Annotated in this window: 18 protein-coding genes and 1 pseudogene; all 19 read left to right on the forward strand. The window is 44.9% G+C overall.

Annotation, left to right across the window (positions count from 1 at the left end):
* Positions 1–5: 5 nt before the first annotated feature.
* Positions 6–314, forward strand: a complete 309-nt coding sequence (gene rnpM / locus ACQKMP_RS13380; RefSeq protein WP_042189416.1) for an RNase P modulator RnpM — start codon at positions 6–8, stop codon at positions 312–314.
* Positions 307–628, forward strand: a pseudogene (locus ACQKMP_RS13385) (YlxQ family RNA-binding protein); the annotation flags it as partial. The gene rnpM and the pseudogene ACQKMP_RS13385, both read left to right, overlap by 8 nt.
* Complete coding sequence (gene infB, locus ACQKMP_RS13390; protein ID WP_076299231.1) at positions 623–3,268, forward strand: translation initiation factor IF-2; 2,646 nt, start codon at positions 623–625, stop codon at positions 3,266–3,268. The pseudogene ACQKMP_RS13385 and the gene infB, both read left to right, overlap by 6 nt.
* Positions 3,269–3,286: 18 nt before the next feature.
* Entirely contained in the window at positions 3,287–3,634 is a 348-nt protein-coding gene (gene rbfA, locus ACQKMP_RS13395; RefSeq protein ID WP_042128856.1) for a 30S ribosome-binding factor RbfA, read from the forward strand.
* Between the two features lie 70 nt (positions 3,635–3,704).
* Positions 3,705–4,682 carry a DHH family phosphoesterase gene (locus ACQKMP_RS13400; protein ID WP_042189414.1) on the forward strand — a complete coding sequence of 326 codons (978 nt, stop codon included), beginning with the start codon at positions 3,705–3,707 and terminating at the stop codon, positions 4,680–4,682.
* Positions 4,679–5,593, forward strand: a complete 915-nt coding sequence (gene truB / locus ACQKMP_RS13405) for a tRNA pseudouridine(55) synthase TruB (protein WP_042189413.1) — start codon at positions 4,679–4,681, stop codon at positions 5,591–5,593. Before ACQKMP_RS13400 ends, truB begins: the two co-directional genes overlap by 4 nt.
* Positions 5,594–5,630: 37 nt before the next feature.
* Positions 5,631–6,578, forward strand: coding sequence for a bifunctional riboflavin kinase/FAD synthetase (locus ACQKMP_RS13410; protein WP_042189412.1), 948 nt, complete (start codon positions 5,631–5,633; stop codon positions 6,576–6,578).
* A gap of 148 nt (positions 6,579–6,726) precedes the next feature.
* Complete coding sequence (rpsO, locus tag ACQKMP_RS13415) at positions 6,727–6,996, forward strand: 30S ribosomal protein S15 (protein WP_036656390.1); 270 nt, start codon at positions 6,727–6,729, stop codon at positions 6,994–6,996.
* A 392-nt stretch (positions 6,997–7,388) separates the two neighbouring features.
* Positions 7,389–9,491, forward strand: coding sequence for a polyribonucleotide nucleotidyltransferase (pnp, locus tag ACQKMP_RS13420; RefSeq protein ID WP_042189411.1), 2,103 nt, complete (start codon positions 7,389–7,391; stop codon positions 9,489–9,491).
* A gap of 247 nt (positions 9,492–9,738) precedes the next feature.
* A complete protein-coding gene (locus tag ACQKMP_RS13425; protein ID WP_042189410.1) occupies positions 9,739–10,722 on the forward strand; it encodes a polysaccharide deacetylase family protein in 984 nt (327 codons plus the stop codon).
* A gap of 76 nt (positions 10,723–10,798) precedes the next feature.
* Complete coding sequence (locus ACQKMP_RS13430) at positions 10,799–12,067, forward strand: M16 family metallopeptidase (protein WP_042189409.1); 1,269 nt, start codon at positions 10,799–10,801, stop codon at positions 12,065–12,067.
* Positions 12,042–12,488: a dUTP diphosphatase gene (gene dut / locus ACQKMP_RS13435; protein WP_197071224.1), complete on the forward strand. Its 447-nt coding sequence runs from the start codon at positions 12,042–12,044 to the stop codon at positions 12,486–12,488. Before ACQKMP_RS13430 ends, dut begins: the two co-directional genes overlap by 26 nt.
* Positions 12,489–12,682: 194 nt before the next feature.
* The gene (dpsA, locus tag ACQKMP_RS13440) at positions 12,683–13,579 is read left to right on the forward strand and encodes a dipicolinate synthase subunit DpsA (protein WP_042189407.1); all 897 of its coding nucleotides are present in this window, start codon (positions 12,683–12,685) and stop codon (positions 13,577–13,579) included.
* A 1-nt stretch (position 13,580) separates the two neighbouring features.
* Entirely contained in the window at positions 13,581–14,177 is a 597-nt protein-coding gene (locus tag ACQKMP_RS13445; RefSeq protein ID WP_042189406.1) for a dipicolinate synthase subunit B, read from the forward strand.
* Between the two features lie 355 nt (positions 14,178–14,532).
* The gene (dapG, locus tag ACQKMP_RS13450; RefSeq protein WP_042189405.1) at positions 14,533–15,756 is read left to right on the forward strand and encodes an aspartate kinase; all 1,224 of its coding nucleotides are present in this window, start codon (positions 14,533–14,535) and stop codon (positions 15,754–15,756) included.
* Between the two features lie 13 nt (positions 15,757–15,769).
* Positions 15,770–16,645 carry a 4-hydroxy-tetrahydrodipicolinate synthase gene (gene dapA / locus ACQKMP_RS13455; RefSeq protein WP_042189404.1) on the forward strand — a complete coding sequence of 292 codons (876 nt, stop codon included), beginning with the start codon at positions 15,770–15,772 and terminating at the stop codon, positions 16,643–16,645.
* 510 nt (positions 16,646–17,155) lie between these two features.
* Positions 17,156–18,835, forward strand: coding sequence for a ribonuclease J (locus ACQKMP_RS13460; RefSeq protein ID WP_042189403.1), 1,680 nt, complete (start codon positions 17,156–17,158; stop codon positions 18,833–18,835).
* A gap of 215 nt (positions 18,836–19,050) precedes the next feature.
* On the forward strand, positions 19,051–19,830 hold the full coding sequence (locus tag ACQKMP_RS13465; RefSeq protein ID WP_427469538.1) for a ClpP family protease: 780 nt from the start codon (positions 19,051–19,053) through the stop codon (positions 19,828–19,830).
* Positions 19,827–20,039 (forward strand): YlzJ-like family protein, encoded by a 213-nt coding sequence (locus tag ACQKMP_RS13470; protein WP_042128829.1) that lies wholly within the window; start codon positions 19,827–19,829, stop codon positions 20,037–20,039. Before ACQKMP_RS13465 ends, ACQKMP_RS13470 begins: the two co-directional genes overlap by 4 nt.
* Positions 20,040–20,058 lie beyond the last annotated feature (19 nt).

Consider the following 20,058-nt stretch of genomic DNA (forward strand, 5'->3'; position numbering starts at 1 on the left):
TATGTATGAAACAAAGAAAGGTGCCGCTGCGCAAATGCGTTGCTACCCAGGAGATGATGCCGAAAAAAGAGCTGATTCGAGTGGTTAGAACGCCCGAGGGTGAAGTACTGATTGATCTGACAGGAAAGAAGTCAGGCCGTGGTGCTTACATATGCGGCAAGCTTGAATGCTTTAAGCTGGCACAGAAGAATAAAGCACTTGACCGCGCTTTGAAATGTCAAGTGAGTCCTGAAATCTATGACCAGCTTGCCCGGGAGTTTACTTCCGTGGAAGAGCAGTTTCTAGCAGCAAAGGATAGTGAGGATAATGAGTAAGGCGCTTTCTTATTTAGGGCTTGCCATGAGAGCAGGCAAGATAGTCACCGGCGATGAGGCTGTACTCAAAGCTGTACGGTCTTCAGAGGCGAAGCTGGTCGTTCTGGCAGGTGACGCTTCAGATAATACCCAAAAAAAGTTCCGTGATAAATGCGGAACCTACGATATTCCACTAGTAATCGCATTTCACCGAGACAGCCTCGGTGCAAGTATTGGTAAAGACCAGCGTGTAGTACTGGCCATTACGGATAAAGGATTCGCGGAAATGATCTCCAAGCAACTCGGAGATACTGTCGGAGGTGGATTTATTGACTAAAGAAGAGAACAAAGATAAATTGCGCGTGTACGAATACGCCAAGTCACTAAACATGAGCAGTAAAGAAATTATTACAATTCTGAAGCGTTTGAATGTCCCTGTGAATAATCATATGAGTGTCATGGAGAACGGTTCCGTGAACAAAGTAGAGCAATTCTTCAAGGATATCAAGTCGAACGCTGCAGCCAAACGGGATACCAGCTCTAGCAGCCGTCCGGTGACAACCGGTGCGGTAACTGCCGAACCCCAAAGTGCTCAGAATGCCAACAAAAATCAACAGGAAAAGCAGGTAGGTATGAACAGTAACCAAAACAACAACCAATCGACGACGTCCCCAAGGCCCCAAAGCGGACAAGATTCCCGCAGAACAACAACAGGTTCAACGCAGAATGCACGTCCGCAACAAAGCGGAGCTCCACGTACTAACAGTACTAGCGGAAGCCGTCCGCAAGGAAGTAGCACAGGCGGCAATCGTCCACAAGGTAGCAACACTGGTGGCAGCCGTCCGCAAGGAAGTAATACTGGCAGCCGTCCACAAGGTAGCAGTACCGGTGGTAGCCGTCCGCAAGGCAGCAGCACTGGTGGCAGCCGTCCGCAAGGTAGTAATACCGGTGGTAGCCGTCCACAAGGAAATAATACTGGCAGCCGTCCGCAAGGACAAAGCAGTGCACCTCGCACTGACAGCCGCCCACAAGGTCAATCTGGCACTGGCGGTGGCTTCACACGCGGTGACGACAGAGGTCCTAAGAAGAACACAACTGGTGGTAGACCAAATACGAACAATAGACGGTTTGATGATGGCAAAGGCGGTAACTACCGCGGTCGTGGTGGTAAGAATGGCCGCGGCAAGAATCAGCCAATGGTTCACCGTGAGAAGATCGATAACACACCTAAGAAGATTATCGTTCGTGGTAGCATGACTGTTGGTGAAACAGCAAAATTGCTTCACAAAGACGCTTCTGAAGTAATTAAGAAGCTGATCTCTATGGGTGTTATGGCAACCATCAACCAAGAGCTGGATATCGACACCATCCTGCTACTCGCTGCTGAATTCGGCGTAGAAGTAGAAGTGAAGATTCCTGTTGATGAGGATAGCTTTGAAACTGTGGAAGAGAATGATGCTGAAGAAGAACTTCAGTCACGTCCTCCAGTAGTTACGATCATGGGTCACGTTGACCACGGTAAAACTACTTTGCTGGATGCCATTCGTTCGACGAGTGTATCTCTAGGCGAAGCAGGCGGAATCACACAGCATATCGGTGCTTATCAAGTTGAAATCAACCAGAAGAAAATCACGTTCCTAGATACACCTGGTCACGAAGCATTTACTGCTATGCGTGCTCGTGGTGCACAGGTAACAGATATGACTATTATCGTAGTTGCTGCTGATGACGGTGTTATGCCTCAGACCGTTGAAGCTATTGCACATGCTAAGGCTGCTGGACTTCCGATTATTGTCGCTGTTAATAAAATCGACAAGCCGGGTGCAGATCCTGACAAAGTGAAGCAAGAGCTTACAAGCTATGAACTCGTTCCTGAAGAGTGGGGCGGAGATACCATCTTCGTTAACCTTTCTGCAAAACAACGTATTAACTTGGAAGAACTGCTGGAAATGATTCTGCTCGTTGCTGAAGTAAATGAGTACAAAGCGAACCCTGACAAACGGGCACGCGGTACGGTTATAGAAGCTGAGCTTGATAAGAATCGTGGACCAGTTGCACGTGTTCTGGTACAGAACGGTACATTGAAAGTCGGCGATGCTTTCGTAGCAGGTAACTGCTTCGGTCGTGTACGTGCGATGGTTAATGATAAAGGACGTAAGATCAAGGAAGCTGGACCTTCCACACCAGTAGAAATTACTGGTTTGACTGAGGTACCACAAGCTGGCGATCCGTTTATGGCTTTCGAAGACGAGCGTAAAGCCCGTGCGATTGCTGATAGACGTTCCACATCCCAACGTCAATCTGAGCTGAATACGAACACCCGTGTAACATTGGATGATTTGTTCCAGCACATTAAAGACGGCGAAATCAAAGACCTTAACGTTATCATTAAAGCTGACGTACAAGGTTCAGTCGAGGCACTTAAAGGTTCCCTGGCTAAGATCGAAGTGGAAGGCGTCCGCGTGAAGATCATTCACAGTGGTGCTGGTGCCATTACGGAATCCGATATTACACTTGCAGCAGCATCTAATGCTATTGTTATTGGCTTTAACGTTCGTCCGGACGCTCAAACTAAGGCAGCTGCTGAACAAGAAAAAGTAGATGTTCGTCTCCATAACATCATCTACAATGTAATCGAGGAAATTGAAAGTGCAATGAAGGGTATGCTTGATCCTATCTATAAAGAGAACGTTATCGGTCACGCTGAAGTACGTAGCGTCTTCAAAATCAGTAAAGTGGGTACCATTGCAGGTTGTATGGTAATTGATGGTAAAATTACCCGTAATGCTGAAATGCGCTTGATCCGTAGCGGAATCGTTGTATTTACAGGTAAAGTTGATACCTTGAAACGCTTTAAAGATGATGCCAAAGAAGTGGCGCAAGGTTATGAATGCGGCATAACTTTGGAACGCTATAATGACGTCCAAGAGGGCGACATTATCGAAGCGTTTCTTATGGAAACTGTAGAGCGCTAAGCGAAGAGGTGAATATAGATGTCTAAAATTAGAGCAGGACGAGTGGGCGAGCAGATCAAGAAAGAGCTTAGTCAACTTATCCAAAGCGGACTGAAAGATCCTCGAATCGGTTTTGTAACTGTAACTGGCGTAGACGTGACTAACGATCTGTCGCAAGCGAAAGTATACCTAAGCGTGTTCGGGGATGAAGAGCAGAAGTCAGGCTCCCTTAAAGCGATTGAGAAAGCTAATGGTTTTCTTCGCTCCGAGCTTGGCAAGGCGATACGCCTTCGGCATACACCGGAACTGATCTTCAAGATCGATGAATCTGTCGCTTATGGCAGTCACATTGAGAAACTTCTTGGAGAGCTTCATAAGAACGATTAGAAATAGGTACTAAAAGGAGTTCAAAATAGCTCAAGGCTATTTTGAACAACCTTTATAAAGGAGACGGCGAATGCAGAGCTATGAACAAAGTCTCCAGCAGACCCGTGAGTTTCTGCTGGAACACGACGATTACCTTGTAGTGTCGCATGTTCAGCCGGACGGAGATGCAGTCAGCTCCACCCTAGCGGTGGGCTGGCTTCTCTCATGTCTGGGCAAAAAATACACTATGCTGAATGAAGGACCGATACCGAAGCGGATGGAATATTTATGGCATTCGGATGAAATCATCAATATGGCCTCTAGTGAGCCGCCCCGTCAATACAGCAATGTGATCTGTGTGGATTGTGCTGATTTTCAGCGAGTAGGACTGACTCATCGCTATTTTGCGAAGGATGCTCTAATCTTGAACATTGACCATCATCCCACTAACAACGGTTATGGACTTGTGAATTTAATTAAACCGGATGCTGCTGCGACTGCGGAAATTTTGTTCGATCTGCTGAAGACGTTCGATATTGAATGGGACATTGATATCGCCACAGCTTTATACACAGGTCTTTTGACAGATACTGGTGGATTTCGATATACCAACACATCACCAAAAGTAATGGCAGCCGTATCTGAACTGCTTTCTTATGGCGTTAACGGTCCTGAACTGGCTGAGACATTACTTGAAGAAATGACATTGCCGCAGATTAAAATTTTAAATAAAGCGTTAAATACTCTTCAATTATCACCCGAAGGGGATATTGCCTGGCTCTATGTTACACCGGAGGATATGATTGAATGTGCTGCTGCTAATGAAGATTTAGAAGGTCTCGTGAACTACCCTCGTAATATTCGAGGTGTGGAAGTAGGGATTCTGTTCAAAGTCATTCATGAACATGCGGTTAAAGTTAGTTTGCGTTCTGCGGGTAAGGTCGACGTGGCTGATCTAGCGCAAACGTTTGGAGGTGGCGGTCATACCCGTGCTGCAGGTGCGCGTATAGAAGCTACACTCGAAACGGCAATATCGCAGGTGCTTGAGGAGGTAAGACGTCATTTATGAGTGAATTAGAAGGTGTACTGGCGGTTTACAAGCCGGCCGGCTTCACTTCACATGATGTTGTGGCCAAGGCGCGTCGTATTCTCGGTATGAAACGGATCGGACATACGGGAACGCTTGATCCACAGGTAACAGGTGTGCTGCCACTTTGTCTGGGCCGTGCTACTCGTGTCGTGGAGTATATTCAGGAGTTGCCTAAAGAATATGTGGCAACACTGAGACTAGGGATGTCCAGTGATACTGAGGACTTAACTGGGACTATTATAGAAACTGTAGATGAGGTGCATGTAACTGAAGAAGAGATTCTATCAGTGCTCGCTTCATTTAAAGGGGTTATTTCTCAGGTTCCACCGATGTATTCTGCGGTTAAAGTTGACGGCAAACGTCTTTATGAGTTAGCAAGAGAAGGTAAAACCGTTGAACGTAAAAGCCGTGAAGTAGAGATTTATGAAATTGAAATGACGGATATGACTTGGGAAGGCAATCATCCCGATATCACATTCCGGGTGCTTTGCTCTAAGGGGACGTACATTCGTACGCTCTGTGTCGATATCGGACGAGCACTTGGACTGCCGGGTGTGATGGTGAAACTAGAGAGAACGATGTCGGCAGGGATTTCAGCCAGTCATTGTCTTACGCTAGAGGATATTGCGACTCACAAGGAAGCCGGAACATTGGAAGATCATTTAATCGCTGCAGACGAAGCCATTTCTCATATGCCAAAGCACACTGTAATGGATGAGAAAAAGAAGGCAGCTTTGCAGGGGCAGCGTTTGTCCTCACGATTTATAGCTCCAGAGGTGAAGACGAACAGTCAATTTCGGCTATACGATCTTCAAGGTGGATTTCTTGGCATTTATGAATTGGAAGATACAGGTGCAATTGCTCCAGTGAAGGTATTTGCACAAGCTTAAATCAATTTTACCAAGTGAATTGTAGGTGAGAAACAGCGTGAGAACCGTAACGTTAACTTATCCGATGTCTCCGGAGACTGCTGCAGAGTGGGCTCAGCCTCAAGTGGCTGCTCTAGGGCAGTTTGACGGATTGCATCGTGGGCATGCTAGCGTCATTACATCCGCTGTGGCCCTAGCCCGTAAACAAGGTGTGCCGGCCGCAGTCCTTACATTTCATCCACATCCTAAAGATGTTATGGGTAAGGGTGATTATGAAGGGTATTTGACGCCACCCGTAGAAAAGCAGGAGATTCTTGCTAGTTTGGGTGTCGATATCTTATATGTTATTGAATTTAACGAGCAGCTTTCCCGTGTAAGTCCACAGAATTTTGTCTCTGTTATGCTTTTGCCGCTACATATTGTAACTGCAGTTGTCGGCTTTGACTTTCGTTTTGGTTATCAAGGTGAAGGCGATGTTGAAATGCTTCGCAAGCTGGGTGAAGGTGTTATGAATGTAGAGGTTGCTCCCCCTTTTCTGCTAGATGGTGAGAAGGTCAGCAGCTCCGGCATTCGTAAAAGTCTCCAAAACGGGGATTTAGAGCTGGCAAACTCCTGGTTCGGACGTTGCTACTATCTGCGTGGTGAAGTGGGTCATGGTGAGAAGAGAGGTCGCACCATTGGTTTTCCAACGGCGAATTTGAAGCTCAGTGCTCATTTTGTCATTCCGACTAAAGGTGTATATGCGGTCCGAGTCTTTTATAAGGATAAAGTTTTGTACGGGGTCATGAATGTGGGCGTTAAACCTACCTTTCATGAGGGTGTATTGACGCCAAGCTTTGAGGTCCATCTGTTTGACTTCGAAGGTGATTTGTATGATCAAGAGCTTAAGGTGGAGTTAGTATCTTACATTCGTCCTGAACGAAAATTCGAATCCATTGGTGCATTGATTACTCAAATCGGTGAGGATGCAGAAACCGCGAAGAAGATTTTGGGTTATAATCTATAGTCATCCCGGACAAGCCGTTTACTTTTGTTAATGGAGATGCTATACTAATAAACGTTGCTGGCTTACAGCACCATAACCTTAGCTTGGTTGCACGTTCTCACCGACGGTGACGAGGCTAATGGCGATTATATTGAAGGAGGTGAACAGGATGGCATTAACTCAAGAACGTAAACATCAATTGATCGACGAGCACAAAACTCACGAATCCGATACTGGATCCCCTGAGGTGCAAGTTGCTATCCTAACGGAGAACATCGTTAATTTGACTGACCACTTGCGTACGCACAAGAAAGATCATCACTCCCGTCGCGGATTGTTGAAAATGGTTGGACAACGTCGTAAACTTCTGGCGTATTTGAAAAACAAAGACATCAGACGTTACAGCGCCCTGATCGAAAGACTGGGATTGCGTCGTTAATTTTCCATAAGATAACCCTTAAAGCAGCCTGGTTGTATACCGTATGTCCTTCTCGGAGCGACAGCGGGACAGCTGGGTTGCTTTTTGAAAATTTAGGGAAAACTTTATAGCAAGACTGATGAGATTATTCGTAAAAACGGCCACTTTACATCATCTGTAAGACTTAGCCGTTTCTTCTTATATGTATACAGAACAGGCTACATACCTTGAATTATAAGAAAGTATATGTTTCATGCTATACTTTATCCTTATAATTCTCGCATAAACGCTACCGTCCTTATAAGGACGCCGAAGGCGTTTTTAGCTTGGGGACAAGCCTTTCCGATTCATTAGATCGATATGTGAACCTGCAATATTTGACTGCGGGTCTACTACTATTCAAGGAGGTATTTATGGAAAAACGTGTAGAAATGCAGCTAGGCGGAAGACGCCTTGTGCTGGAAACGGGCCGACTAGCTAAACAAGCAAACGCAGCCGTTATGGTGCGTTATGGGGATACTTCGGTATTATGTACCGTTACGGCTTCGAAAGAGCCGAAGGACCTGGATTTTTTCCCGCTTACAGTTAACTATGAGGAAAGATTATATGCGGTAGGTAAAATTCCGGGAGGATTTATTAAACGGGAAGGTAGACCGAGTGAGAAAGCGATTCTGTCCAGCCGTTTGACTGACCGACCAATCAGACCACTGTTCCCTGAAGGTTTCCGTAACGATGTTCAGGTATTGAACATGGTAATGAGTGTGGATCAGGACTGCGCACCAGATATTGCTGCTATGATCGGTACTTCAGCTGCACTTAGTATTTCAGATGTGCCTTTTGATGGACCCATCGGCGGAGTTGCTGTAGGTCGGATTAATGGAGAATTTGTGATCAATCCGGATATGGCTCAGCAAGCAATCAGTGATATTTATGTAGTGGTTGCTGGAACGAAGGAAGCAATCATGATGGTTGAAGCAGAAGCGAATGAAGTGACGGAAGATGTGATGCTCGAAGCGATTATGTTCGGTCATGATGAAATCCGTAAGATCGTTGCAACCATTGAAGAACTGGTCAAAGTGGCTGGTAAAGAAAAAATGGCTGTGAAGCTGCATGCAGTGAATGCTGACGTGAATACTGAGGTCCGTGCATTTGCTGAAGCTCGTCTGGTGGAAGCCGTTAAAATTGCTGAAAAACATGCTCGTCAGGAAGCGATTGATGTCGTTAATGATGAAGCGGTTGCGTATTTCGTAGAGAAGTACATAGAAGCACCGGAGCTTCTGAAAGATGTTAAAGAAGTCCTACATGATATCGTGAAGGATGAAGTAAGACGTCTAATCACGCATGATAAGGTTCGTCCAGATGGACGTAAACTTGATGAAATCCGTCCGATTGAATGTGATACAAGCCTGTTACCGCGTACACATGGTTCCGGTCTGTTCACACGTGGACAAACACAAATCCTTAGCGTTTGTACCCTTGGAGCTCTAGGTGATGTACAAATCCTCGACGGAATCGATCCTACTGAAACGAAACGTTTCATGCACCATTACAACTTCCCTCCGTTCAGCGTAGGAGAAGCTCGTCCGCTTAGAGCACCAGGACGTCGTGAAATCGGTCACGGAGCACTTGGAGAACGTGCATTATCCAAGGTAATTCCTAGTGAAACTGAATTCCCGTACACGATTCGTCTAGTATCAGAAGCAATTGAATCTAACGGTTCTACCTCCCAGGCAAGTATCTGTGCCAGCATTCTGGCTATGATGGACGCTGGTGTGCCAATCAAAGCACCAGTAGCCGGAGTAGCAATGGGTCTGATCAAAGACGGAGATCATGTCTCCATCCTGACGGATATTCAAGGTATGGAAGATCATCTCGGAGATATGGACTTCAAGGTAGCTGGTACAGCAGAAGGTGTTACAGCTATTCAAATGGACATTAAGATTGCCGGTATCGACCGCAACATTCTTCAAGATGCACTTCAGCAGGCTAAAGAAGGCCGTCTGTTCATCTTGGACAAAATGAATGAAGCGATCTCTGCGCCAAGACCTAATCTGTCCAAATATGCTCCAAAAATCATTATTATCAACATCAATCCGGACAAAATCCGTGATGTTATCGGTGCTGGTGGTAAGATTATCAATAAAATTATTGAAGAAACCGGCGTGAAAATCGACATCGAACAAGATGGCCGTGTCTTTATCGGTTCTTCAGATGAAGAAATGATCCAAAAGGCTCGTTCGATTATCGAAGGTCTTGTGCGTGAAGTACAAGTCGGAGAAATCTATGTGGGTACAGTTAGACGTATTGAGAAATTTGGTGCATTTGTTGAACTTATTCCGGGCAAAGACGGATTGGTACACATTTCCCAATTGTCTACTGAGCGTGTAGCTAAGGTAGAAGATGTTGTTGCTATTGGTGACACCATTACCGTTAAAGTTACCGAGATCGATCCACAAGGCCGGGTTAACCTGTCTCGTAAAGCAGTGTTGACTTCGGAAACTGGAGCTAAAGCGTAAGATTGATCTTAGTAATAACCTTTACTAAAGGGATCTAATTTCATTATTAAAAGAGACAGAAGCGATTTGCGTTCTGGCTCTTTTTTTATATGAACGAAGCTGGAAAACTGTAGCAAACATTCCTATCTATTAGTCTTGTATCTGTTCATGACATAAATTCCTCCCTTGTCTCATAGATTGGGACAAAGTGTCTTTGTAATCGTGTGGAACGAACCTGAAATTCGTTTCTACCGGGGAGGAAGTCGTCATGAAGACGGAAAAAGTGGCATTAGTGGTTGCTTGTGTAGCAATCGTGATAGGAATTGGTAGCACACAGGGACCAGTCAAAGACATGCTTGCGCAATTGAAGCCGCAGGATGATCTCGCGGTGTGGATGGATATCCCTAAGGCGGCGAACAACGATCTTCGTCTGAGGATTGAGACCGCCGCGGCCAAACTAAATGCACCTCCAGTGGATGCAGTGGTTGACCGGGTGTGGAAAGCCATTCCGGGCTATAACGGACTTGAGATTGATGTAGAGAGTACCTATCGGAATGCTCTTTTGGCACCAAAAGAGCCCATAAAGTTAGTGTATCGGCAGATCGAACCAAAAGTATCGTTAAATGAACTGGGAGCAGAACCTATATATCGAGGAAATTCGGCGAAACCGATGGTATCACTGATGATTAATGTGGCTTGGGGGAATCAGTATATCGTGCCAATGCTGGATATTTTGGATGAAGAGAACGTGAAAGTTACGTTTTTTCTGGATGGAAGCTGGCTGAGTAAGAATCCAGAGCTTGCTACAGAAATGTTAAAGCGTGGTCATGAGATGGAGAATCACGCCTATACCCACCCCAATATGAGTACTTTAAGTCGAGCGCGGGCTACCGTTGAGATTGAGAAGACGCAAAAGCTGCTAAAGGAATCGCTTGGAGTCACTAATAAATGGTTCGCACCTCCATCTGGTGATTTCGATCAAGAGACAGTAGAAATCGCTAGCAGCTTGGGCTTAAAGACTGTACTCTGGACTGTAGATACGGTGGATTGGCGAAATCCTTCTCCTGAATCTATAGTTGCCAAAATCACAAGCAAAGCTGAAGCCGGCACACTTGTTCTAATGCATCCTACTGCCTCATCCTCCAAGGCGCTGAAGGCCATGATACGCGGGATAAAGGCAAAAGGGTTACAGCTAGGAACAGTTAGCCAAACGCTGTCAGCGGAGCGTCTAATCCCCTCTGATGTTGAGTGAGTGATCTATTTCTGGTAGGATTATAGGCACGTGTATTAATTTAGATAGAACATGGCTATTGCCAGGAGGACATGAAGTGGAAAAAATAGTATTATCCAATGGATTACGAGTAGTGATGGAAAAAATTCCGACCGGCCGGTCCGTTTCATTTGGAATATGGGTGAAGACAGGTTCGCGGAATGAACACCCTGGAAACAACGGGATATCCCATTTTGTAGAGCATATGCTTTTTAAAGGTACGGACCGATATAGTGCTAAGGATATTGCCGAACAGTTCGATGCTATTGGCGGCAATGTAAATGCGTTTACTTCTAAGGAATATACTTGCTATTATGCAAAAGTACTGGATGAGCATCTGCCTATCGCAGTAGATGTATTAGCAGATATGTTCTTCCGTTCACGTATGGATGCTGAAGAGCTGGAGAAAGAAAAGAACGTCATTCTTGAGGAAATTTCTATGTGCGAAGATACACCAGACGATCTTGTGCATGATTTGATGTGTGCTGCTGCTTACAAGGATCATCCGCTTGCGTATTCTATCCTTGGCTTAAAGGAACGGCTGATGGAGATGAAGCCGGATGATCTTCGTGCCTACATGAAGGAGCAGTATACGATTGAGAATACGGTAATTAGTGTAGCTGGGAACATCAGCGATGGATTGATTGAGCTGCTGGAGCAGCATTTTGGTTCTTTTGCTAATCATGGCACATCTGCGCCGTTGACTCCACCGGATTATTATGGGGACTTGTTGTTTCACCGCAAAAAAACAGAACAGAATCATATCTGTCTTTCCCTACCAGGGGTCCGCTCTGGCGACCCATTGCAATATGCTATGGTGCTTATTAATAATGCCATTGGCGGCGGTATGAGCTCACGGATGTTCCAAGAGATTCGCGAAAAACGTGGCCTAGCCTATTCTGTATATTCATACCACAGTTCTCAAGCGGATTCTGGTTTGTTCACGGTCTATGCTGGAACAGCACCGAAGCAAACTAAGGATGTAACGGAGCTAATTAAGGAAATGATGTACGAACTTGCTACTGAGGGTCTTAGTGAAGATGAACTGAGAAAAGGCAAGGAGCAGCTTAAAGGTAGCCTTATTCTTAGCCTGGAAAGCACTAGTAGCCGGATGAATCGGATTGGAAAAAATGAACTTATGCTCGGAAAACATAACACATTAGACGATATGATCGCCAAGATTCAGTTAGTAACGATGGACAATATCAACAGTGTGCTTGATAATATGTTTGCTGAGCCGCTTTCTTTAGCGATGGTAGGTTCAACAGATAAAGCTATTGCAAATGTTAGGAGAGATGATCTTGTCTTATTACGTACAAATCAATAAACTAGCTGGAAACGAGGATGTTAATCTTCCTTGTAAAATGTCAGAACAGGCTTCCGGGTATGATCTATATGCCGCAGTTGGTAGCGAAGTCGTGCTTGCACCTGGAGAACGTGCATTAATTCCAACAGGCATATCATTAGCTATGCCAGACGGATTAGAAGCTCAAATTCGTCCACGAAGTGGACTAGCCTTGAAGCATGGGATTACGTGTTTGAACACACCTGGAACGATTGATGCTGATTATCGTGGAGAGATCAAAGTGTTGTTGATCAATCTAGGGCAAGAGCCATTTGCTATCGCTCGTAATGAGCGCATTGCCCAAATGGTATTTCAAGCGGTTCCAGTGGTCACTTTGGTTGAAGTAGATGCTTTATCCGAAACAGAACGTGGAGCCGGAGGCTTCGGTCACACTGGCAAATAATATGACTTATTAAAAAGCTTGCGAAATTATGCCCAATCGGCGTGATTCGCGAGCTTTTTTCGTTTGAATATGACAATTTATAAGTTTCACATTTAAGCCTGCATGCTAATTCTTCTCCGCTTTTCACCCATTAAGAATGCCCAGCATAAGATGCTCTATAGTCGATAGTGTATGTTGAAAGGAGCGTCATCCCTATGCTTACTGGCGTCAGGATCGTGTTCCTGGGCGGGGACGCGAGACAGCTTGAAGTGATTCGGAAATGTGTGGAATTGGATGCGACGGTAAGCGCTGCCGGGTTCGATAAATGGGAAGCCCCTTGCCCAGGGGTGAGCCTGGAACAGATGACGGTAGAGCTGCTTAGTAATGCAGATGTATTAGTGTTGCCTACGGTTGGTTGTGATGATGAAGGGAATATTAGTGCTTTATTTTCTTCTGAACGCTTGATGCTCTTGGAAGAACATTTTGCTGCACTGCCACCCCATTGTTTGGTGTATAGCGGTATGGCTAAAAGCTACTTACGCGGCATGTGCGCCAAGCATTCATTAAAGTTAATTGAATTGCTTAATCGTGATGATGTAGCCATCTACAACTCCATCCCAACAGCGGAAGGGGCACTGGTTATGGCCATACAGAACACGGATTTTACCATTCACAGTTCTAAATCGATGGTACTGGGCTTGGGCAGAACGGGTTTTACAATGGCAAGAAGCCTGCAAGGATTGGGTGCTAGTGTCAAAGCTGGTGTTAGAAAACAGGAACATTATGCACGTGCTGAGGAAATGGGCTGGAAGCCGTTTATGACCAGTGAACTGTTGCTTCATGTGCCGGATGTTGATCTGATATTTAATACGATTCCAAGTATGATCATCACCGCACAAGTACTCTCACGTATCTCACCGCATTGCTTAATTGTCGACCTGGCTTCTGCTCCAGGTGGATGTGATTTTCGTTATGCCGAGAAAAGAGGAATTAAAGCGATGCTGGCACCTGGACTCCCTGGCATTGTAGCTCCTAAAAGCGCTGGGATTATTATGGCAAATGCGCTGGTTCAGTCGATATCGGACGAGGCTTTAATCAAGGGGGACGAATAAAATGGATTGGCACGGAAAAACAGTAGGGTATGCGATTACCGGATCTCACTGCACATTTGCGGAGGTAATGCCGCAAATTCAACGCTTCGTAGATGGAGGAGCAAACGTAGTGCCCATAGTTTCAGCATCCGTACTAGGCACCGACACCCGCTTTGGAACATCGCAAAATTGGCTAAAACAGTTGAAAGATATAACAGGTAATGATATCATTTCTACAATTGTTGAAGCGGAACCGCTGGGTCCTTCCAAGCTGCTGGATGTGCTGACGATAGCACCTTGCACTGGAAATACAACGAGTAAATTGGCAAATGCTATGACCGATAGTCCAGTGCTCATGGCTGCAAAATCGCAGATGCGCAATGGACGTCCACTTGTTCTCGCGATATCTACCAATGATGGCTTAGGTCTTAATGCCGCAAATATTGCAAAGCTTCTAGTGGCTAAACATATTTATTTTGTGCCATTCGGACAGGATAACCCTGAGGGTAAACCTAATTCGTTAGTAGCGCGTATGGATCTTATCCCAGAAGCTTGCTATGCCGCTTTGCAAGGTAAACAACTACAGCCGATGATTATTGAAAAGTTTCATTCCGTCTAGAATAGGGCGGAATCGGTGGAGCTAGTTGCGGACAATAAAAGGGGAGATGCACTAAATGAGCAATGAGAAGTTAAATGCCGCCTTGGTCGGAGTTACTTCTTAATCAATAGATACGGTCGTGAACATTCAAAGCCAAGATCTGCTAAACCCATTGCTGAGATCATTGCCACCAAAAAATATAAGATTTACTGCTACCGTCCTCATTTCGAGGGCGGTACAACCATTTTTCAAAATAAAAGAAAATTACTTAAGAAATAAGCTTACGTACTGTAAAGGAATTTCTCATTAGAGACGAAATGAGTTCTATTTACGAACGATTAGTGTGTTTGCTTTGACAATAATGGAGGAATTATACATGGGTATTCTGGTACAAAAATTCGGAGGAACATCACTTTCAACACCACAAGCTAGAGAGCACGTCATTCGTAATGTCAAACGGGAGCTCGCTAGCGGCTATAGTTTGGTCATTGTCGTTTCGGCAATGGGCAGACGCGGAGAACCTTATGCAACAGATACTCTGCTGGATTGGGCTGTTCAGAATGGAGATTCACTCCCAGAGCGTGAGAAGGATCTCTTGATGTGCTGTGGTGAGATTATCTCTGCTACTACACTTTGTGGCCTGCTGGAGAATGAAGGGATTGCTTCTACGGTACTAACGGGAGCTCAGGCTGGTTTTATGACAGATAGCAACTATGGCAATGCAAGAATTCTAGATGTACGTCCTGAACGTATTCTTCGCGAACTGCGTGAAGATAAAGTAGTTATAGTGACCGGGTTCCAAGGACAGACTGAAGCTGGTGATTTGACGACTTTGGGCCGTGGAGGAAGTGACACCTCTGCGACTGCACTGGGTGCTGCCCTTCATGCAGATATGGTTGATATCTATACAGATGTTAACGGGATTCTTACAGCAGATCCGCGGATCGTTGAAGATGCAAAACCGCTAACGTATGTTAGTTATACAGAAATTTGTAATATGGCTCATCAAGGAGCAAAAGTGATCCATCCACGTGCGGTTGAGATTGCTATGCAGGCACAAATTCCAGTACGCGTTCGTTCAACATTTTCTGAGAATGAAGGTACGCTGGTTACGAATCCTGAAGGATTCAACGACATCCAGTCTGGTGGCATTGTAGATCGCTTCGTAACAGGGATTGCTTATGTCAGCAACGTCACACAGATTTCTGTGGAGTGTCCAGATGGAAATGGTACGGGCGTTCAACTGCAAATTTTTAAAAGTATGGCCGACAACGGAATAAGCGTTGATTTTATTAATGTAACTCCTACTGAAGCTCTTTATACTGTGTTCGATGACAAATCAGAAAAGGCGATCTCAGTACTTCAGCAATTGGGCTTGCGTCCTAAGAGTTTATCAGGTTGTGCAAAAGTTTCCGTTATCGGGGGCGGAATTAATGGTGTACCTGGTATTATGGCGCGTATCGTTGAGGCACTTAGCTCACAAAATATTCAGATTCTCCAATCCGCAGATTCGAATACAACGATTTGGGTGCTGGTGAAGAAAGAGGATATGGTGCAGTCCCTGCGTTCGCTGCACGCTATGTTTGAATTGCACCGCTAAGGAGGAATTCAAAGTGGATTTCGGAAGATTAATAACAGCCATGGTAACCCCCTTTGACGGGGATGGAGAAATCAACTGGGATGTAACTTCACAGCTTGTCGATTATTTAATTGAGGAACAGAAATCAGAGGCATTGGTTGTCTGTGGTACAACTGGGGAATCCCCAACGTTAAGTGATGAGGAGAAACTGCAGCTGTTTTCTTTTGTATTAGAGAAGGCGAATGGTCGCTGTAAAATTATTGCTGGAACAGGCAGTAATAACACGAAGCACTCTATTCACCTCACGAAAGAAGCGGAGAAAATAGGTGTGGATGGCGTACTTTTGGTCGTTCCTTATTACAATAAACCTAATCAGGAAGGGCTCTATCAGCATTTTTCTGCGATTGCTATGGAGACTTCATTGCCAGTCATGCTGTATAATGTTCCCGGTCGCACGGGTGTAAGTATGAGCGTGGACACAACCCTTCGACTTGCTGAAATATCGAATATTGTTGCGACAAAAGAATGTGCATCTGTCGATCAAGTAACACTTATCGCTTCTGCGTGTTCCGATGACTTCCGTGTATATACTGGTGATGACTCTGCGGGCTTAGCTAGTCTAGCCGTAGGAGGATACGGAATTATCAGTGTAGCTAGTCATGTGGTTGGTGCACAGATGTCAGAAATGATCTATGCATACACCTCAGGAAATGTTCAGCGAGCGGGAGAGATCCATCGGCAATTGTTCCCTATTTTCAAGGGGTTGTTCGAATGTCCACAACCTTTACCGAATCCTTCAGCGGTCAAATATGCTTTAAGTCTGAATGGTCTGCCTGTTGGAGGCGTCAGATTGCCGCTTATTTCACCTACTGAAGCTGAGGCGGCCTTTATCGAGGCACTATTTCACTAAATGCTGAACAATGATATTCTAGTCTTTAAACCGGCTTCTCCTGTGGAGAGCCGGTTTTTATATTTATTATATTTTGCTAAAATAATGGGTCACATTTAAGGAAAGAATTTGGATACGAGATAGGGTGACTTGTCTTTTGCCAAAAAAATCATGTATAATGATCTTAAGTGACTGGGTGCGGTTAAAATTAAATATGCGGTAATCTTCCGTCAATGGTATACATTGTGAGACAGGATAGGTCCCAAGATGAGTCTGTGTAAATGATTGAAATGTCTTCGCGCGAGGGGCGCGACGGTGAATTTTGACGGCATTTGTCCGCTTCAATATGAACTTTACTGCCCGGAATCGGGAGCTTTCGCATTGCGCATTTTACAGATATCAGGAATATCCTTGTTAATTAAGGAAGCTATCAGCTGTTTGAAGAATGTGTTCAGCGCCGCTGAAATAATCGAAGTTCAATATTTACCAATAAAAGTATGACGTCCAACATCATAGGAGGGTTAGATTCATTTGTCCAAAAAAAACAACAACGATAAATTGATGATTTTCGCATTGGGCGGAGTCGGAGAAATCGGGAAAAACATGTATGTCATTCAATATGGAGCTGACATTGTAGTCGTGGATTCGGGACTTAAGTTCCCGGAAGAAGATATGCTCGGTATTGATATTGTAATTCCTGATATCTCTTATTTGACAGAGAACCGTGACAAGGTAAGAGGGATTGTACTTACCCACGGACACGAGGATCACATCGGTGGTCTCCCATATGTCCTGAAGAATTTGAATGTTCCGGTTTACGGAACAAGACTTACATTAGGCCTTGTAGAAAACAAATTGAAGGAAGCAAACTTACTGGGTGACACCAAACGAATTCTGATCAATGAAGATTCAGAAATTCAACTGGGAAGTTCGCTCAAAGTTACTTTCTTCAGAACCAATCACAGTATTCCTGATTCCGTCGGTGTATGCATAGAAACACCGGAAGGTAACGTAGTTCATACGGGAGATTTCAAATTTGACCACACTCCAGTCAACGGTCAATTTGCAAATCTGCATCGGATGGCTGAAATTGGTCAGAAGGGCGTGCTTGCTCTTTTGTCGGATAGTACAAATGCTGAGAAACCAGGCTTTACCCCATCTGAGAAAAATGTCGGTATCGTTCTGGAAGACATTTTCCGCAAAGCTGAACAACGTGTCGTTGTAGCAACTTTTGCTTCCAATGTGCACCGCATTCAACAAGTGGTTAATGCAGCAGAATCCACAGGTCGTAAGATTACAGTTATTGGCCGCAGTATGGTAAACGTTGTATCCATCGCTTCTGAGCTTGGATATCTGAACGTACCTGACGGTATGCTGATCGAGCCTGAAGAAATGAACAGAATGGCAGCGAACCGTGTCGTTGTTCTTTGCACAGGATCCCAAGGCGAGCCAATGTCCGCATTGACCCGTATGGCACGTTCCAGTCATCGTAAAGTAGATATCTTGCCAGGTGATACTGTTATTATTGCAGCAACACCGGTACCAGGTAACGAGAAATATGTAGGTCGTACCATTGATGAATTGTTCCGTCTTGGCGCTAACGTAATTTATAGCGGTTCCAATTCTGGCGTTCACGTATCCGGTCACGGTAGCCAGGAAGAGCTTAAACTTATGCTCAACCTGATGAAACCTAAATATTTCATTCCAATTCACGGTGAATACCGTATGCAACGCAAACATGCGCTTTTGGCAGAATCCGTTGGCGTAGAGTCTCAGAACATTTTCATCACTGAAATCGGTGAAATAGTGGAAATTCAAGGCGGTGCCGCTCGTAAAGCTGGTAAAGTAACGGCTGGTAACGTATTGATTGACGGTCTGGGTGTAGGTGATGTAGGTAATATTGTATTGCGTGACCGTAAGCTGCTGTCTCAAGATGGTATTTTGGTTGTCGTGGTTACACTAAGCAAACAGAATGGTGCAATTGTCTCCGGACCTGACATCATTTCTCGTGGTTTCGTTTATGTTCGTGAGTCCGAAGGACTGCTTGACGAAGCGAACCGAATTGTTTCCAGTACACTGCAGCGCCTGATGAGTGAGAAAGTAAATGAGTGGGCATCGCTTAAAACAAGCGTAAAAGATTCACTCGGTCGTTTCTTATACGAGCAAACGCGTCGTAGACCGATGATTTTGCCAATTATCATGGAAGTGTAAGGAGAATTCTCCTTAAATAAATATATAGCTTGGGCATTGGCCCCTTTTCCCCGGAAATATTGGACGGTTTCTACGGGAAAAGGGGTTTTTGTATTGTTTATATTCACATCATGAGGAGAGGTTTGCATAATGCGGGGCCCTGAAATGTCATACTAATGAAAGTTAGTAAGGCTATAGCAGACCAGAGCTGCATAAGAAAAGGGAGAGCTGCGAAAATGAACTACATGAATGGATCAAATGGAGCAAAGAATGAGGAAGTTATACCACAAGATGGAAATCCAAGTACAAATGAAAATATGCCGCCCACTACAATGGGTGCACTTAAAGAGCTTGGACAAACAGCGGTTCCTACCGGTGAACCGGATATCTTTTGCATAACGATCATCGGTCAGATTGAAGGCCATATTGTAATGCCTCCTCAGAACAAAACGACAAAATACGAACATATCATTCCTCAGCTGGTGGCAGCTGAACAGAATAAAAATATTAAAGGTCTGCTTATTATTTTAAATACTGTTGGTGGAGATGTAGAAGCTGGTCTAGCGATTGCCGAAATGATTTCTTCGCTCTCTAAACCAACGGTAACAGTAGTCATTGGAGGGGGCCATAGTATTGGCGTTCCGATCGCTGTATCCTCTACGTATTCAATTATTGCGGAAAGTGCAACAATGACGATACATCCGATTCGTATGAATGGCTTAGTAATTGGAGTGCCACAGACGTTCGAATACATGGAAAAAATGCAGGAGCGTGTAGTAAAATTCGTTACTTCTCATTCTCGGATTTCTGAAGAACAGTTCCGTGACCTCATGTTTAAGACAGGTGAGCTCAATCGTGATATTGGAACAGCCGTTGGGGGGTTGGACGCCGTTAAATATGGTCTCATGGATGAGGTGGGCGGGATCGGAGCTGCCTTAGCGCATCTTAACCGCATGATTGGTGGAGATTTCTCTGCAGCGCCTACAGCAGCGATTTCAGGAGGGCTTACGCAATGACACTATACACGATAATGTCGATGGAACAGGTGTGGGAAGGGGCATTTAATAATTACGCCACAACGCGAGAAGTAAGTGTTCAGGGGATGCTCATGCAGGTTGAGCCGATGGAGGAAGGACGCGCGCGCATAGTAAGATTACTGGATTGTCCTTTGGAGCGATATTTAGATCCGTCGTTCTCTCCTGGAGCGATAATTACGTTAACATAAAGATTCATTTTTTGACAAA

This window comes from Paenibacillus sp. NPDC101420 (assembly GCF_050277435.1).
Classification (GTDB): Bacteria; Bacillota; Bacilli; order Paenibacillales; family Paenibacillaceae; genus Paenibacillus_AQ.

Bases quoted from the DNA above. Each gene is read 5' to 3' on its own strand.
- rnpM (WP_042189416.1), top strand. From the start codon at position 6: ATGAAACAAAGAAAGGTGCCGCTGCGCAAATGCGTTGCTACCCAGGAG.
- rbfA (WP_042128856.1), top strand. From the start codon at position 3,287: ATGTCTAAAATTAGAGCAGGACGAGTGGGCGAGCAGATCAAGAAAGAG.
- ACQKMP_RS13400 (WP_042189414.1), top strand. From the start codon at position 3,705: ATGCAGAGCTATGAACAAAGTCTCCAGCAGACCCGTGAGTTTCTGCTG.
- truB (WP_042189413.1), top strand. From the start codon at position 4,679: ATGAGTGAATTAGAAGGTGTACTGGCGGTTTACAAGCCGGCCGGCTTC.
- rpsO (WP_036656390.1), top strand. From the start codon at position 6,727: ATGGCATTAACTCAAGAACGTAAACATCAATTGATCGACGAGCACAAA.
- pnp (WP_042189411.1), top strand. From the start codon at position 7,389: ATGGAAAAACGTGTAGAAATGCAGCTAGGCGGAAGACGCCTTGTGCTG.
- ACQKMP_RS13425 (WP_042189410.1), top strand. From the start codon at position 9,739: ATGAAGACGGAAAAAGTGGCATTAGTGGTTGCTTGTGTAGCAATCGTG.
- dpsA (WP_042189407.1), top strand. From the start codon at position 12,683: ATGCTTACTGGCGTCAGGATCGTGTTCCTGGGCGGGGACGCGAGACAG.
- ACQKMP_RS13445 (WP_042189406.1), top strand. From the start codon at position 13,581: ATGGATTGGCACGGAAAAACAGTAGGGTATGCGATTACCGGATCTCAC.
- dapG (WP_042189405.1), top strand. From the start codon at position 14,533: ATGGGTATTCTGGTACAAAAATTCGGAGGAACATCACTTTCAACACCA.
- ACQKMP_RS13465 (WP_427469538.1), top strand. From the start codon at position 19,051: ATGAACTACATGAATGGATCAAATGGAGCAAAGAATGAGGAAGTTATA.
- ACQKMP_RS13470 (WP_042128829.1), top strand. From the start codon at position 19,827: ATGACACTATACACGATAATGTCGATGGAACAGGTGTGGGAAGGGGCA.